Annotated in this window: 25 protein-coding genes; all 25 read left to right on the top strand. The window is 66.0% G+C overall.

Going from position 1 to position 14,414, the window contains the following annotated elements; all coding sequences use genetic code 11:
* The first annotated feature begins 52 nt into the window (after window positions 1-52).
* The 25 genes from tuf to map all read left to right on the top strand — a co-directional run bounded on the left by tuf (window position 53) and on the right by map (window position 14,408).
* On the top strand, window positions 53-1,243 hold the full coding sequence (gene tuf / locus ACIQLK_RS00530; RefSeq protein ID WP_184215322.1) for an elongation factor Tu: 1,191 nt from the start codon (window positions 53-55) through the stop codon (window positions 1,241-1,243).
* Window positions 1,244-1,385: 142 nt separating this feature from the next.
* On the top strand, window positions 1,386-1,601 hold the full coding sequence (locus ACIQLK_RS00525) for an Rv0909 family putative TA system antitoxin (protein ID WP_400362024.1): 216 nt from the start codon (window positions 1,386-1,388) through the stop codon (window positions 1,599-1,601).
* A 410-nt stretch (window positions 1,602-2,011) separates the two neighbouring features.
* The gene (rpsJ, locus tag ACIQLK_RS00520; protein WP_040162964.1) at window positions 2,012-2,320 is read left to right on the top strand and encodes a 30S ribosomal protein S10; all 309 of its coding nucleotides are present in this window, start codon (window positions 2,012-2,014) and stop codon (window positions 2,318-2,320) included.
* Window positions 2,321-2,331: 11 nt separating this feature from the next.
* Window positions 2,332-2,991 carry a 50S ribosomal protein L3 gene (rplC, locus tag ACIQLK_RS00515; RefSeq protein ID WP_065570948.1) on the top strand — a complete coding sequence of 220 codons (660 nt, stop codon included), beginning with the start codon at window positions 2,332-2,334 and terminating at the stop codon, window positions 2,989-2,991.
* A 2-nt stretch (window positions 2,992-2,993) separates the two neighbouring features.
* Entirely contained in the window at window positions 2,994-3,656 is a 663-nt protein-coding gene (gene rplD, locus ACIQLK_RS00510; RefSeq protein ID WP_064003331.1) for a 50S ribosomal protein L4, read from the top strand.
* Window positions 3,653-3,952 carry a 50S ribosomal protein L23 gene (rplW, locus tag ACIQLK_RS00505; protein ID WP_064003330.1) on the top strand — a complete coding sequence of 100 codons (300 nt, stop codon included), beginning with the start codon at window positions 3,653-3,655 and terminating at the stop codon, window positions 3,950-3,952. The genes rplD and rplW overlap by 4 nt, the downstream gene beginning before the upstream one ends.
* A gap of 24 nt (window positions 3,953-3,976) precedes the next feature.
* A complete protein-coding gene (rplB, locus tag ACIQLK_RS00500) occupies window positions 3,977-4,816 on the top strand; it encodes a 50S ribosomal protein L2 (protein WP_036309862.1) in 840 nt (279 codons plus the stop codon).
* 12 nt (window positions 4,817-4,828) lie between these two features.
* Complete coding sequence (gene rpsS, locus ACIQLK_RS00495; protein WP_018187348.1) at window positions 4,829-5,110, top strand: 30S ribosomal protein S19; 282 nt, start codon at window positions 4,829-4,831, stop codon at window positions 5,108-5,110.
* Window positions 5,111-5,150: 40 nt separating this feature from the next.
* Complete coding sequence (rplV, locus tag ACIQLK_RS00490; protein ID WP_065570946.1) at window positions 5,151-5,546, top strand: 50S ribosomal protein L22; 396 nt, start codon at window positions 5,151-5,153, stop codon at window positions 5,544-5,546.
* A complete protein-coding gene (gene rpsC, locus ACIQLK_RS00485) occupies window positions 5,546-6,301 on the top strand; it encodes a 30S ribosomal protein S3 (protein ID WP_018187346.1) in 756 nt (251 codons plus the stop codon). Before rplV ends, rpsC begins: the two co-directional genes overlap by 1 nt.
* Window positions 6,301-6,720, top strand: a complete 420-nt coding sequence (gene rplP / locus ACIQLK_RS00480; RefSeq protein ID WP_217528404.1) for a 50S ribosomal protein L16 — start codon at window positions 6,301-6,303, stop codon at window positions 6,718-6,720. Before rpsC ends, rplP begins: the two co-directional genes overlap by 1 nt.
* Window positions 6,720-7,034, top strand: a complete 315-nt coding sequence (gene rpmC, locus ACIQLK_RS00475; RefSeq protein ID WP_018187344.1) for a 50S ribosomal protein L29 — start codon at window positions 6,720-6,722, stop codon at window positions 7,032-7,034. The genes rplP and rpmC overlap by 1 nt, the downstream gene beginning before the upstream one ends.
* Complete coding sequence (gene rpsQ / locus ACIQLK_RS00470) at window positions 7,034-7,366, top strand: 30S ribosomal protein S17 (protein WP_400362020.1); 333 nt, start codon at window positions 7,034-7,036, stop codon at window positions 7,364-7,366. The genes rpmC and rpsQ overlap by 1 nt, the downstream gene beginning before the upstream one ends.
* 3 nt (window positions 7,367-7,369) lie before the next feature.
* On the top strand, window positions 7,370-7,738 hold the full coding sequence (gene rplN, locus ACIQLK_RS00465) for a 50S ribosomal protein L14 (protein ID WP_064003326.1): 369 nt from the start codon (window positions 7,370-7,372) through the stop codon (window positions 7,736-7,738).
* A gap of 2 nt (window positions 7,739-7,740) precedes the next feature.
* The gene (rplX, locus tag ACIQLK_RS00460) at window positions 7,741-8,100 is read left to right on the top strand and encodes a 50S ribosomal protein L24 (protein ID WP_065570944.1); all 360 of its coding nucleotides are present in this window, start codon (window positions 7,741-7,743) and stop codon (window positions 8,098-8,100) included.
* Window positions 8,101-8,102: 2 nt separating this feature from the next.
* Complete coding sequence (gene rplE, locus ACIQLK_RS00455; protein WP_400362017.1) at window positions 8,103-8,693, top strand: 50S ribosomal protein L5; 591 nt, start codon at window positions 8,103-8,105, stop codon at window positions 8,691-8,693.
* Window positions 8,694-8,827: 134 nt separating this feature from the next.
* Window positions 8,828-9,226 carry a 30S ribosomal protein S8 gene (gene rpsH, locus ACIQLK_RS00450; protein WP_018187339.1) on the top strand — a complete coding sequence of 133 codons (399 nt, stop codon included), beginning with the start codon at window positions 8,828-8,830 and terminating at the stop codon, window positions 9,224-9,226.
* A 6-nt stretch (window positions 9,227-9,232) separates the two neighbouring features.
* On the top strand, window positions 9,233-9,769 hold the full coding sequence (rplF, locus tag ACIQLK_RS00445) for a 50S ribosomal protein L6 (RefSeq protein ID WP_400362016.1): 537 nt from the start codon (window positions 9,233-9,235) through the stop codon (window positions 9,767-9,769).
* 2 nt (window positions 9,770-9,771) lie between these two features.
* On the top strand, window positions 9,772-10,131 hold the full coding sequence (rplR, locus tag ACIQLK_RS00440) for a 50S ribosomal protein L18 (protein WP_065570942.1): 360 nt from the start codon (window positions 9,772-9,774) through the stop codon (window positions 10,129-10,131).
* Window positions 10,128-10,814 (top strand): 30S ribosomal protein S5, encoded by a 687-nt coding sequence (gene rpsE / locus ACIQLK_RS00435; RefSeq protein WP_065570941.1) that lies wholly within the window; start codon window positions 10,128-10,130, stop codon window positions 10,812-10,814. The genes rplR and rpsE overlap by 4 nt, the downstream gene beginning before the upstream one ends.
* Window positions 10,814-10,999, top strand: a complete 186-nt coding sequence (rpmD, locus tag ACIQLK_RS00430; protein ID WP_020098644.1) for a 50S ribosomal protein L30 — start codon at window positions 10,814-10,816, stop codon at window positions 10,997-10,999. Before rpsE ends, rpmD begins: the two co-directional genes overlap by 1 nt.
* Window positions 10,999-11,559: a 50S ribosomal protein L15 gene (gene rplO, locus ACIQLK_RS00425; protein ID WP_400362013.1), complete on the top strand. Its 561-nt coding sequence runs from the start codon at window positions 10,999-11,001 to the stop codon at window positions 11,557-11,559. The genes rpmD and rplO overlap by 1 nt, the downstream gene beginning before the upstream one ends.
* Window positions 11,560-11,659: 100 nt before the next feature.
* A complete protein-coding gene (gene secY, locus ACIQLK_RS00420) occupies window positions 11,660-12,985 on the top strand; it encodes a preprotein translocase subunit SecY (RefSeq protein ID WP_065570939.1) in 1,326 nt (441 codons plus the stop codon).
* Window positions 12,982-13,575 carry an adenylate kinase gene (locus tag ACIQLK_RS00415; RefSeq protein ID WP_400362011.1) on the top strand — a complete coding sequence of 198 codons (594 nt, stop codon included), beginning with the start codon at window positions 12,982-12,984 and terminating at the stop codon, window positions 13,573-13,575. The genes secY and ACIQLK_RS00415 overlap by 4 nt, the downstream gene beginning before the upstream one ends.
* On the top strand, window positions 13,575-14,408 hold the full coding sequence (gene map / locus ACIQLK_RS00410) for a type I methionyl aminopeptidase (RefSeq protein ID WP_400362009.1): 834 nt from the start codon (window positions 13,575-13,577) through the stop codon (window positions 14,406-14,408). The genes ACIQLK_RS00415 and map overlap by 1 nt, the downstream gene beginning before the upstream one ends.
* The last annotated feature ends 6 nt before the right edge of the window (window positions 14,409-14,414 follow it).

Raw genomic sequence — 14,414 nt, 5'->3', positions numbered from 1 at the left:
CGGTCGCAATCCAGCGCCCGGACGACTACACGACAGTCCTGAGGAGGACCCAGTGGCCAAGGCCAAGTTCGAGCGGACCAAGCCGCACGTCAACATCGGAACGATCGGTCACGTCGACCACGGCAAGACCACGCTCACCGCTGCCATCTCGAAGGTGCTCGCCGACAAGTTCCCGTCGGCCACCAACGTGCAGCGTGACTTCGCGTCGATCGACTCGGCTCCCGAAGAGCGTCAGCGTGGTATCACGATCAACATCTCGCACGTCGAGTACGAGACCCCGAAGCGTCACTACGCACACGTCGACGCCCCGGGTCACGCTGACTACATCAAGAACATGATCACCGGTGCCGCCCAGATGGACGGCGCGATCCTCGTGGTCGCCGCCACCGACGGCCCGATGGCGCAGACGCGCGAGCACGTGCTGCTCGCCAAGCAGGTCGGCGTGCCGTACCTGATGGTCGCGCTCAACAAGGCCGACATGGTCGAGGACGAGGAGATCCTGGAGCTCGTCGAGCTCGAGGTCTCGGAGCTCCTCGCATCGCAGGGCTTCGCCGAGGACGCTCCGGTCGTCCGCGTTTCGGGCCTCAAGGCGCTCGAGGGCGACGAGAAGTGGGTCCAGTCGATCCTCGACCTCATGGACGCCGCGGACGAGAACATCCCCGACCCCGTGCGTGACAAGGACAAGCCCTTCCTCATGCCGATCGAGGACGTCTTCACGATCACCGGTCGTGGAACGGTCGTCACCGGTCGCGCCGAGCGTGGCACCCTCGCCATCAACTCCGAGGTCGAGATCGTCGGCATCCGCCCGACGCAGAAGACCACGGTCACGGGTATCGAGATGTTCCACAAGCAGCTCGACGAGGCCTGGGCCGGCGAGAACTGTGGTCTGCTCCTCCGTGGTCTCAAGCGCGACGACGTCGAGCGTGGCCAGGTCGTCGTGAAGCCGGGTTCGGTTACGCCGCACACCAACTTCGAGGGCACTGCCTACATCCTCTCGAAGGAGGAGGGTGGCCGTCACAACCCCTTCTACACGAACTACCGTCCGCAGTTCTACTTCCGTACCACGGATGTGACCGGCGTCATCTCGCTGCCCGAGGGCACCGAGATGGTCATGCCCGGCGACACCACGGACATGACGGTGGAGCTCATTCAGCCCATCGCCATGGAAGACGGACTCGGCTTCGCGATCCGTGAGGGTGGCCGCACCGTTGGCGCCGGCACGGTGACCAAGATCATCAAGTAAGTCCTTCGGACTCACCGACAGGGGTCGGGCCTTCGGGCCCGGCCCTTCGTCGTTTCCGCAAGGGGTGCCGCGCAGGTCCCGACGACTTTAGACTGACGGCGCCGCGGCACCCGCGCGGGCATCGACGGAGATGAGGAAGAGCATGGGAATCGACGACATCGTGGGCAAGGGGAAGCAGTTCCTCGAGCAGCACAAGGACGAGATCGAGAAGAACCTGAAGTCGGACAAGGCCGAGGACGTCAGCGACAGGGTCCTCGATGCGGCGGCCGACTTCGTCAAGAAGGTCGCCCCCGACTCCGTCGACGCGAAGGTGGACGAGGTCCGCGACAACGTGGATCGGCGCATCGGCAACGAGTGATCTCAGCCTCTGAAAGGGTCGGATGCCGCGGCATCCGACCCTTTCTCGTGCGTGGCGAGGAGCGTACCCGGATGCGCGACACGCCCGGGTTTGCGACACGCCCGAACGGCACGTAGACTGTACAGGTTCCACATTCCTGCGCTCTGCGCGGGATCACTGCCAGGGCAGTGCATAGGCGAGAAGCCTAGGCCGCGGGCAGCAGAACACCACATCCCCACACTCCGCTCCGGAAACGGATTCGTTCGCATGCGTGCGCGGGGGAACGGGATGCCGCAGGTCGCCCTGCGGAATGACATCAGAACAGCGGTGCCGATCACCTCGCCTCCGGGCGGGGAGAAGTGCCCGGCGCGTAAGCGCCCCGTGCGTCCAATGCCCTCGAGGTACGACGCGAGAAAGAGAGTGAGCAGACAATGGCGGGACAGAAGATCCGCATTCGCCTGAAGTCGTATGACCACGAGGTCATCGACTCGTCGGCACGCAAAATCGTCGACACCGTGACCCGTGCGGGCGCGACGGTCGTGGGCCCGGTGCCCCTTCCGACCGAGAAGAACGTGGTCGCTGTGATCCGTTCGCCGCACAAGTACAAGGACAGCCGCGAGCACTTCGAGATGCGCACCCACAAGCGCCTCATCGACATCATCGACCCGACGCCCAAGGCCGTCGACTCGCTGATGCGCCTCGACCTCCCGGCCGACGTCAACATCGAGATCAAGCTCTGAGGTCGATCATCATGGCTGACATCAACTCCAAGGTTTCCAAGGGCCTGCTGGGCACCAAGCTCGGCATGACCCAGGTCTGGGACGAGAACGGCAAGGTCGTTCCCGTCACCGTCATCGAAGTCGCCCCCAACGTGGTGACCCAGGTGCGCACGCCCGAGCGCGACGGCTACAACGCCGTTCAGATCGCTTACGGCCAGATCGACCCCCGCAAGGTCAACAAGCCCCAGTCGGCTCACTTCGAGGCTGCTGGTGTGACCCCGCGTCGTCACCTCACCGAGGTGCGCACGGCGGATGCGTCTGACTACTCACTCGGTCAGGAGCTCACCGTCGACGCCACCTTCGAGGCCGGCCAGCTGGTCGACGTCGTCGGCACCAGCAAGGGCAAGGGCTTCGCCGGTGTCATGAAGCGTCACAACTTCAAGGGCGTCTCGGCTTCGCACGGTGCGCACCGCAACCACCGCAAGCCCGGTTCGATCGGCGCATCGTCGACCCCGAGCCGCGTCTTCAAGGGCATGCGCATGGCCGGCCGTATGGGTGGCGAGCGCGTGACCGTCCTCAACCTCACGGTGCACGCCGTCGACGCCGAGAAGGGTCTGCTGCTCGTCAAGGGCGCCGTCCCCGGTGCTCGTGGCCGCATCGTCTACGTCCGCAACGCAGTGAAGGGTGCCTGATCATGGCTGACTCGACTCTCGCGCTCGACGTCGTGAAGGCAGACGGCAAGAAGGCCGGCTCCGTGGAGCTGCCCGCCGCACTGTTCGACGTCAAGACGAACATCCCCCTCATCCACCAGGTCGTCGTCGCGCAGCTCGCGGCGGCTCGCCAGGGCACCCACTCGACCAAGCGTCGCGGTGAGGTCTCCGGCGCCGGCCGCAAGCCCTTCAAGCAGAAGGGCACGGGTAACGCCCGTCAGGGCTCGATCCGCGCGCCGCACATGACCGGTGGTGGCATCGTCCACGGACCGAAGCCGCGCAACTACTCGCAGCGCACCCCCAAGAAGATGGTCGCCGCCGCCCTCCTGGGTGCGCTCAGCGACCGTGCTCGCGGCGGCCGTCTGCACGTCATCGACTCGTTCGGCATCGAGGGCGCGCCCTCGACGAAGGCTGCTGCCGCGGTTCTGGCTCAGCTCGCGCCGACCAAGAACGTCATGGTCGTCATCACCCGTGATGACGAGCTGAGCGTCAAGAGCGTCCGCAACCTCGCGTACGTCCACGTGCTCACGTTCGACCAGCTCAACGCCTACGACGTGCTCGTCTCCGACGACATCGTCTTCACCAAGGCCGCCTACGACGCGTTCGTCGCTGCGAAGGCCGGCTCCACCGAGGAGGTCTCGGCATGACCGCCGTCAACAAGGACCCGCGCGACATCATCCTGAAGCCGGTCGTCTCCGAGAAGAGCTACGGGCTCATCGACGAGGGCAAGTACACGTTCCTCGTGGACCCGCGCGCCACCAAGACCGAGATCAAGCTCGCCATCGAGAAGATCTTCGGCGTCAAGGTCGCGTCGGTGAACACGCTCAACCGCCCGGGCAAGTCCCGCCGCACCCGTTTCGGCACCGGTAAGCGCAAGGACACCAAGCGCGCCATCGTGAGCCTGAAGTCGGGCACCATCGACATCTTCACGGCCGTCGGCTGACAGCTGGGATAGAGGACTAGAGACATGGCTATTCGCAAGTACAAGCCCACGACCCCCGGTCGTCGCGGTTCGTCGGTCGCCGACTTCGCTGAGATCACGCGGTCGACGCCCGAGAAGTCGCTCCTTCGCCCGCTGGCGAAGACCGGTGGTCGCAACAACCAGGGCCGCATCACGACCCGTCACATCGGTGGTGGCCACAAGCGCCAGTACCGCGTCATCGACTTCCGTCGTAACGACAAGGACGGCATCAACGCCAAGGTCGCTCACATCGAGTACGACCCCAACCGGACCGCGCGTATCGCGCTGCTGCACTACTTCGACGGTGAGAAGCGGTACATCCTCGCCCCGAACAAGCTGTCGCAGGGTGACATCGTCGAGTCGGGTGCCGGCGCTGACATCAAGCCCGGCAACAACCTGCCGCTGCGCAACATCCCCACCGGTACCGTGATCCACGCCATCGAGCTCCGCCCCGGCGGCGGCGCGAAGATGGCGCGCTCGGCCGGTGCGTCCGTCCGCCTCGTGGCGAAGGACGGCCCGTACGCGCAGCTCCGTCTGCCCTCGGGCGAGATCCGCAACGTCGACGCGCGCTGCCGCGCGACGATCGGCGAGGTCGGCAACGCCGAGCAGTCCAACATCAACTGGGGTAAGGCCGGCCGCAACCGCTGGAAGGGCATCCGCCCGACCGTGCGTGGTGTCGCCATGAACCCGGTCGACCACCCGCACGGTGGTGGTGAGGGTAAGACCTCCGGTGGACGTCACCCCGTCACTCCTTGGGGCCAGGCCGAGGGTCGTACCCGGCACCCCAACAAGGAAAGCGACAAGTTGATCGTTCGCCGTCGCAACGCCGGCAAGAAGCGGAAGTAGGAGTAGAGGAAGATGCCTCGCAGCCTTAAGAAGGGCCCCTTCGTCGACGAGCACCTGCTTCGCAAGGTCGTCTCGCAGAACGAAGCCGGTACCAAGAACGTCATCAAGACCTGGTCGCGCCGTTCGATGATCATCCCCGCCATGCTGGGACACACCATCGCCGTGCACGACGGACGCAAGCACATCCCCGTGTTCGTGTCCGAGACCATGGTCGGTCACAAGCTGGGCGAGTTCGCGCCCACCCGCACCTTCCGCGGCCACGAGAAGGACGACAAGAAGGGTCGTCGCCGCTAAGGCGGTGGCGCTCTCAGAGAGAGGAAGAGGAGGAGTAGTAATGGTGGAATCCATCGCACGCGTGAAGCACATCCGCGTGACCCCTCAGAAGGCTCGTCGTGTCGTCGCGCTCATCAAGGGCAAGCAGGCTCAGGAGGCTCTCGCCATCCTGAAGTTCGCTCCCCAGGGTGCCAGCGAGCCCATCTACAAGCTCGTGGCCTCCGCGGTCGCGAATGCTCGTGTGAAGGCCGACAAGGACAACGAGTTCCTGGACGACCAGGATCTGTACGTGAAGAACGCCTACGTGGACGAGGGCACGACGCTCAAGCGTTTCCAGCCCCGCGCCCAGGGTCGCGCGTTCCAGATCAAGAAGCGCACCAGCCACATCACCGTGGTGCTCTCGACCCCCGAGGTCGCGGACACTGCAGCGGCTGACACCAAGAAGGCGAGCAAGTAATGGGACAGAAGGTCAACCCGTACGGCTTCCGCCTCGGCATCACCACCGACCACGTGTCGCGCTGGTTCTCGGACTCCACCAAGCCCGGACAGCGTTACGCCGACTACGTGGCCGAGGACGTCAAGATCCGTCGTCTCCTGACGACGTCGCTCGACCGTGCCGGCGTGAGCAACATCGAGATCGAGCGCACGCGTGACCGCGTCCGCGTCGACATCCACACCGCCCGTCCGGGCATCGTGATCGGCCGCCGCGGCGCCGAGGCCGAGCGCATCCGCGCGGACCTCGAGAAGCTCACGGGCAAGCAGATCCAGCTGAACATCCTCGAGGTCAAGAACCCCGAGGCCGACGCTCAGCTGGTCGCCCAGGGCATCGCCGAGCAGCTCTCCGCCCGTGTGGCTTTCCGCCGCGCGATGCGCAAGGGTCTCCAGGGCGCTCAGCGCGCCGGTGCCAAGGGTGTCCGCATCCAGGTCTCCGGCCGTCTCGGCGGCGCTGAGATGAGCCGGTCGGAGTTCTACCGCGAAGGCCGTGTGCCCCTGCACACGCTGCGCGCGAACATCGACTACGGCTTCTACGAGGCCAAGACCACCTTCGGCCGCATCGGCGTGAAGGTCTGGATCTACAAGGGCGACCTCACCAACAAGGAGCTCGCTCGCGAGCAGGCCAACGCGCCGAAGTCACGTCGTGACGACCGCGGTGGCGACCGCCGTCGTGGCCCCCGCAACGAGGCCCCCGTCGCAGAAGGAGCGTCTGCCTGATGCTTATTCCCCGCAAGGTCAAGTACCGCAAGCAGCACCACCCCAAGCGTGACGGCGCCGCCACCGGCGGCACCACGGTCAGCTTCGGTGAGTTCGGCATCCAGGCGCTGACCCCCGCGTACGTGACGAACCGTCAGATCGAGTCCGCTCGTATCGCCATGACGCGTCACATCAAGCGTGGTGGAAAGGTGTGGATCAACATCTACCCCGACCGTCCGCTCACCAAGAAGCCGGCCGAAACCCGCATGGGTTCCGGTAAGGGTTCGCCCGAGTGGTGGGTCGCCAACGTCAAGCCGGGTCGCGTCCTCTTCGAGGTCGCGGGCGTCAACGAGCAGCTCGCTCGCGAGGCCCTGACCCGTGCCATTCACAAGCTGCCGCTCAAGGCACGCATCATCAAGCGCGAGGAGGGCGACGCGTAATGGCTGTCGGCACCAAGACGCTCGCCCCGAGCGAGCTGGACACGTTCGAAGACCAGCGCCTCGTGGAGGAGCTGCGCAAGGCCAAGGAAGAGCTGTTCAACCTGCGCTTCCAGTCGGCCACCGGCCAGCTCGAGAGCCACGGCCGCATCCGTGCGGTCAAGCGCGACATCGCGCGGCTCTACACCGTCATCCGTGAGCGGGAGCTCGGCATCCGTGCCACCCCCGCCCCGGTCGAGACGGCCACCAAGGCGAAGAAGAGCAAGGCCAAGAAGGCGGACGAGTCCGCTGAGGCCGCGAAGGAAGAGGCCGAGTGATGGCTGAGAAGAAGGATGCCGCCGAGGCGACCGTGACCGCTGGTCACGAGTCGTCCGAGCACGACGTCCGCGACGTCAACGCCCGTGGGTACCGCAAGGCCCGCCGTGGCTACGTCGTCAGCGACAAGATGGACAAGACGATCGTCGTCGAGGTCGAGGACCGCGTGAAGCACCCCCTCTACGGCAAGGTCATCCGTCGTACGTCCAAGGTGAAGGCTCACGACGAGCAGAACACCGCGGGCATCGGCGACCTCGTCCTCATCAACGAGACCCGTCCGCTCAGCGCCACGAAGCGCTGGCGCCTGGTCGAGATTCTCGAGAAGGCGAAGTAAGCAATGATCCAGAACGAGTCTCGCCTCAAGGTCGCCGACAACACCGGCGCCAAGGAACTCCTCACGATCCGCGTCCTCGGTGGCTCCAACCGCCGTTACGCGGGTGTGGGTGACGTCATCGTGGCGACCGTCAAGGACGCGATCCCCGGCGGCAACGTCAAGAAGGGCGATGTGGTCAAGGCCGTCATCGTCCGCACCGTCAAGTCGACCCGTCGTCCCGACGGTTCGTACATCAAGTTCGACGAGAACGCCGCCGTCATCCTGAAGAACGACGGGGAGCCCCGCGGCACCCGCATCTTCGGCCCGGTCGGCCGTGAGCTTCGCGACAAGAAGTTCATGAAGATCGTCTCGCTGGCACCGGAGGTCATCTGATCATGGCGCACATCAAGAAGGGTGACCTGGTTCAGGTCATCAGCGGCCGCAAGCAGGACAAGGGTGGCGACCGCGGCAAGCAGGGCGAGGTCCTCGAGGTCCTCGTCGAGCAGAACCGCGTCGTCGTGCAGGGCGTGAACTACGTCACGAAGCACACCCGCGTCGGACAGTCGCAGCGCGGCACCAAGACGGGCGGCATCGAGACGATGGAAGCCCCGATCCACATCTCCAACGTGGCGCTGGTCGACCCCTCGACCAAGAAGCCGACCCGTGTCGGTCACCGCGTCGAGGAGCGGACCAAGGACGGCGTCAAGCGCACCGTCCGCGTCCGTTACGCCAAGAAGAGCGGCAAGGACCTCTGAACATGAGCAACGCAACTGCCGCGGCGGCTGGCAAGATCCAGCCCCGCCTGAAGCAGAAGTACCAGAGCGAGATCAAGAAGGCTCTGCAGGAAGAGTTCGGCTACTCGAACGTCATGCAGATCCCCGGTCTCGTCAAGGTCGTCGTCAACACCGGTGTCGGTGAGGCTGCGCGCGACAGCAAGGTGATCGATGGTGCGGTCGACGACCTCACCAAGATCACCGGCCAGAAGCCGGTCGTCACCAAGGCTCGCAAGTCGATCGCGCAGTTCAAGCTGCGCGAGGGACAGCCCATCGGCGCCCACGTCACCCTTCGCGGTGACCGCGCGTGGGAGTTCGTCGACCGCCTCGTCAACCTGGCGCTGCCCCGCATCCGCGACTTCCGCGGACTTTCGGCCGCCCAGTTCGACGGCAACGGCAACTACACCTTCGGTCTCCAGGAGCAGTCCGTGTTCCACGAGATCAACCAGGACAAGATCGACCGTGTCCGCGGTTTCGACATCACGATCGTGACGACGGCGAAGACGGACGACGAGGGTCGGGCGCTGCTGAAGCACCTCGGCTTCCCGTTCAAGTCGGCCGACGCTCAGGCGTGATCCGATAAGATCGATCGTTCGGCCTCGGGGCGTGCTCCGGGGCCGAACGACTGCACAACTGAATATCGCTCATTCATAGAAGGTCGCCTGTCGTGTAACGGCAGTCGAAACCTCATGACTAAAGGAACACACTTATGACGATGACAGACCCGGTCGCAGACATGCTGACCCGTCTGCGCAACGCGAACTCCGCGCACCACGACTCCGTCGCGCTGCCGAGCTCGAAGCTCAAGACGCACATCGCCGAGATCCTCCAGCAGGAGGGCTACATCTCCGGCTGGGAGGTCTCCGACGCTCGTGTCGGCCAGACCCTCACCCTCACCCTCAAGTACGGCCCGAACCGCGAGCGGTCGATCGCCGGAATCAAGCGCGTCTCGAAGCCCGGCCTCCGTGTCTACGCGAAGTCGAACGAGCTTCCCAAGGTCCTCGGTGGCCTCGGTGTCGCGATCCTGTCCACCTCCTCTGGCCTCCTCACGGACCGCCAGGCCGAGCAGAAGGGCGTCGGCGGGGAAGTCCTCGCCTACGTGTGGTGATCTGACATGTCGCGTATTGGACGTCTTCCCATCGACATCCCCGCCGGCGTGACCGTTTCGGTCTCCGGCCAGGACGTCGCCGTCAAGGGCCCCAAGGGTGAACTGAACCTCACCGTGGCACGGCCCATCGAGGTCAAGGTCGAGGAGAACCAGGTTCTGGTCTCCCGTCCCGACGACGAGCGCGAGTCGCGTGCTCTCCACGGGCTGACCCGCACCCTCATCAACAACAACATCATCGGCGTGACCCAGGGCTACACCAAGGGCCTCGAGGTCGTCGGCACCGGTTACCGCGTCGCTCAGAAGGGCACGGCGGTCGAGTTCGCTCTCGGCTTCTCGCACCCCGTTCTGGTCGAGGCTCCGGAGGGCATCACGCTCACCGTCGAGGGCAACAACAAGCTCACCGTCGCCGGTATCTCGAAGCAGGCCGTCGGCGAGGCAGCTGCCAACATCCGCAAGATCCGCAAGCCCGAGCCGTACAAGGGCAAGGGTGTGCGGTACGCGGGCGAGGTCGTTCGCCGCAAGGCCGGAAAGAGTGGTAAGTAACCATGGCTCTCAAGTCGAAGTCCGACGCACGTTCGCGTCGTCACGCCCGTCTTCGCAAGAAGATCGTGGGCACCGAGGTGCGTCCGCGTCTCGTTGTGACCCGCTCCGCCCGCCACGTCTTCGTTCAGCTCGTCGACGACAGCAAGGGCACCACGCTGGCTTCCGCCTCGACCCTCGAGTCGGGCCTGCGCACGTTCGAGGGTGACAAGACCGCCAAGGCCCGCAAGGTCGGCGAGCTCGTCGCTGAGCGTGCCAAGGCAGCCGGCATCGAGACGGTCGTGTTCGACCGCGGCGGTAACCGCTACGCGGGCCGCGTCGCTGCGATCGCCGATGGCGCTCGCGAAGGAGGTCTGAACCTGTGACCGAGAACAAGGAGAACGAAGTGACCGCGACCGAGCAGCCGGCTGCGGCTGCGGCTACGGCCGAGGCGCCCGCCGAGCGTGAGCGCGAGCCGCGCCGCGGTGGCCGCGAGCGCAGCCAGACCCGCGACCGCAACTCGCGCGACCGCGGCGACAACCAGTTCCTGGAGCGCGTCGTCACGATCAACCGCGTGTCGAAGGTCGTCAAGGGCGGTCGTCGCTTCAGCTTCACGGCGCTCGTCGTCGTGGGTGACGGCAACGGTCTCGTCGGCGTCGGCTACGGCAAGGCGCGTGAGGTCCCCCTCGCCATCTCGAAGGGTGTCGAAGAGGCCAAGCGCAACTTCTTCCGCGTCCCCCGCGTCGGCTCGAGCATCCCGCACCCCGTCCAGGGTGAGGCTGCTGCCGGTGTCGTGCTGCTCCGTCCGGCCGCTGCCGGTACCGGTGTCATCGCCGGTGGTCCGGTCCGCGCCGTCCTCGAGTGCGCCGGCATCCACGACGTCCTGTCGAAGTCGCTGGGCTCGTCGAACACGATCAACATCGTGCACGCGACCGTCGCGGCGCTGAAGTCGCTCGAGGAGCCGCGCGCCGTCGCCGCTCGTCGTGGTCTCGACTTCGACCAGGTCGCGCCCGCGCGTCTGGTCCGTGCCGAGGCTGACGCTGCCAAGGCTGCAAAGGTGGGTGCATGATGGCTGCTCGTCTGAAGGTGACCCAGGTCAAGTCCAAGGTGAGCGAAAAGCAGAACCAGCGTGACACGCTGCGTTCGCTCGGTCTGAAGCGGATCAACGACTCGGTCGTTCGTCCGGATGACGCGCAGACGCGCGGTTACATCAAGACCGTCGCGCACCTCGTGAAGGTTGAGGAGATCGACTGATGGCTGAGAAGAAGGACGAGACGGTCGAGGCCGTCGAGCCCAAGGCCAAGAAGCCGGCAACCCGGAAGGCTGCGGCCAAGCCCGCCGCCGACAAGGCTGCCCCGAAGAAGGATGCGGCGCGCCCCGGCGTGCTGAAGGTCCACCACCTGCGTCCGGTCCCCGGTGCCAACGTCGCGAAGACCCGTGTTGGTCGCGGTGAGGGCTCGAAGGGTAAGACGTCGGGCCGCGGTACCAAGGGTACGAAGGCTCGTTACCAGGTCAAGGTGGGCTTCGAGGGTGGGCAGATGCCCCTCCACATGCGTACGCCGAAGCTGCGCGGGTTCAAGAACCCGTTCCGCGTCGAGTACCAGGTGGTCAACCTCGACAAGCTCGCGGAGCTGTACCCCAATGGTGGCGACGTCACCATCACGGATCTGGTCGCCAAGGGCGCCGTCCGCAAGAACGAGAAGGTCAAGGTGCTCGGCACCGGCGACATCTCGGTCGCGCTGACGGTCTCCGTCGACAAGGTCTCGGGATCGGCCGAGCAGAAGATCGTCGCCGCTGGCGGTTCGATCAAGTAATCACGTGCCAGGGGCCGGAGGGTAACCTCCGGCCCCTGTTGCCGTATGTTGGAATGCGGCGCGCCCCGACGCGCCCGGCATCCCACTGGAGGAAATCCCTTTGTTCAGCGCTATCGCGCGGGTCTTCCGCACTCCGGATCTGCGTCGGAAGATCGGCTTCACGCTCGGCATCATCGCCATCTATCGATTCGGCGCGCACATCCCGGCTCCGTTCGTCGACTTCCCGAACGTGAAGACCTGTCTGGACCAGTCCGGGTCCACCGAGGGGCTCCTCTCGCTCGTCAACCTGTTCTCGGGTGGCGCGCTGCTGCAGCTGTCGATCTTCGCCCTGGGCGTCATGCCCTACATCACGGGCACGATCATCGTCCAGCTCCTGCGCGTCGTGATCCCTCACTTCGAGACGCTGTACAAGGAAGGCCAGGCCGGTCAGGCCAAGCTGACCCAGTACACCCGCTACCTCACGATCGCGCTGGCGCTGCTGCAGTCGACCACGCTCGTCACCGTCGCCCGCTCGGGTCAGCTCTTCGGCATCACCGGCGTCCCCGAGTGCCAGCAGCTCCTCACCGATGAGGCCTGGTGGGCGCAGCTGCTCATGATCGTGACGCTGACCGCCGGTACCGGCCTCATCATGTGGATGGCCGAGCTCGTCACCGAGCGCGGCATCGGCAACGGCATGTCGCTCCTGATCTTCACCTCGATCGCCGCGACCTTCCCCTCCGCGCTGTGGAGCATCGCCGTCGCCCGCAGCTTCGAGATCTTCCTCCTCGTGCTCGCCGTCGGCGTCGCGACCGTCGCCCTCGTCGTCTTCGTCGAGCAGTCGCAGCGGCGCGTGCCGGTCCAGTACGCCAAGCGCATGGTCGGCCGTCGCACCCTCGGCGGCAGCAACACGTACATCCCGATCAAGGTGAACATGGCCGGTGTCGTGCCCGTCATCTTCGCGTCGTCGCTGCTGTACATCCCGGCCCTCATCGCGCAGTTCAACGCGAACCCGTCGGCCGACGGCAGCGTCCCCGGTTGGGTCTCGTGGATCCAGGCGAACTTCGTCAACGGCGACCACCCGCTCTACATGGCGGTGTACTTCCTGCTGATCATCGGGTTCACCTACTTCTACGTCGCGATCACGTTCAACCCGGTCGAGGTCGCCGACAACATGAAGAAGTACGGCGGGTTCATCCCGGGCATCCGTGCAGGTCGTCCCACCGCCGAGTACCTCGACTACGTCCTGACCCGCATCACCCTGCCGGGTTCCATCTACCTGGGTCTCATCGCCCTGCTCCCGCTCATCGCCCTGGCGACGGTCGGTGCCAACCAGAACTTCCCGTTCGGCGGCGCGTCGATCCTCATCATCGTCGGTGTCGGTCTCGAGACCGTGAAGCAGATCGACGCCCAGCTCCAGCAGCGCCACTACGAAGGACTCCTCCGATGACGCAGACCCCCGCCCGCCTCCTGATCATCGGCCCGCAAGGCTCGGGCAAGGGGACGCAGGGGGCCCGGATCGCCGACCTGCTCGGCATCCCGACCATCTCCACCGGCGACGTCTTCCGCGCGAACGTGAAGGACGGCACCGAGCTGGGGCTCAAGGTCAAGGCGCTCATCGACGCCGGCGACCTCGTTCCCGATGAGCTGACCAGCGAGATCGTCCGCGACCGGCTGTCGCAGGAGGATGCCGCGCACGGCTTCCTGCTGGACGGGTATCCGCGCAACCTGGGCCAGGTCGGAGACCTCGACGCGTTCCTCGACGGTCGCGGCGAACCGCTCACCGCGGTCATCGAGCTGTCCGTTCCCCGCGATGAGTCGATCGCCCGCCTCTCGCGCCGGGCCGCCGAGCAGGGCCGCGCCGACGACAACGAGGAATCGATCGCGAAGCGCCTGTCGATCTACGAGTCGGAGACCGCGCCGATCCTCGATGTGTACCGCGACCGCGGCATCGTCGACGAGGTCGACGGCGTGGGCTCGCTCGACGAGATCACCGCGCGGATCACCGCGGCACTGGCCGCGCGCGGCATCAGCGCCTGATGGTCTTCCGCCGCTCGATCTACAAGACCCCCGCGCAGCTGCGCGCGATGGTGGAGCCGGGGCTGATCACGGCCGCGGCGCTCGACGCCGTGCGTCCTGCCGTCCGCGCCGGAGTGACGACGGCCGAGCTCGACGCGATCGCGGAGAAGGCGATCCTCGCCCGGGGAGCGGAGTCGAACTTCCAGCTCGTCCGCGGCTACCGCCACACCACGTGCATCTCCGTGAACCAGGAGGTCGTCCACGGCATCCCCGGTGAACGCGTCCTGCAGCCCGGTGACATCGTCTCGATCGACTGCGGTGCGCAGTTCGAGGGGTGGAACGGCGACTCGGCGATCACCATCGTCATCCCGGACCCGGATCGTCCTGAACTCGTCGAGCGGCGTCAGCGCCTGTCGGACGTGACCGAGGGGTCGCTCTGGGCGGGCATCGCCGCCCTCGCCGCTGCGTCGCGTGTCGGTGAGATCGGTGACGCCGTGCAGACCTACGTCGAGTCGTCGGGGGAGGGCTACGGCATCCTCCGCGACTACGTCGGTCACGGAATCGGCCGCAAGATGCACGAGGGTCCGACGGTCTTCAACTACCGTGTCGCCGACCTCGGACCGGACGTGCGTCCGGGACTCTGCGTCGCGATCGAGCCGATGATCGTCGCCGGCGACGAGGCGACCCTGGTCGAGGACGATGACTGGACCGTCAGTACCGTCGACGGCGAGGACGGCTCCCATTGGGAACATAGCGTCGCGGTGCACGATGGAGGCATCTGGGTGCTCACGGCGCCCGACGGGGGCGCCTCGGGTCTCGCCCGATTCGGCGTCACCCCGACCCCCATTTCTTGAGAGGAC

This window comes from Microbacterium sp. NPDC091382, assembly GCF_044757025.1.
Taxonomy (GTDB): Bacteria; Actinomycetota; Actinomycetes; order Actinomycetales; family Microbacteriaceae; genus Microbacterium.
This window is presented reverse-complemented; position numbering and strand designations above follow the sequence as displayed.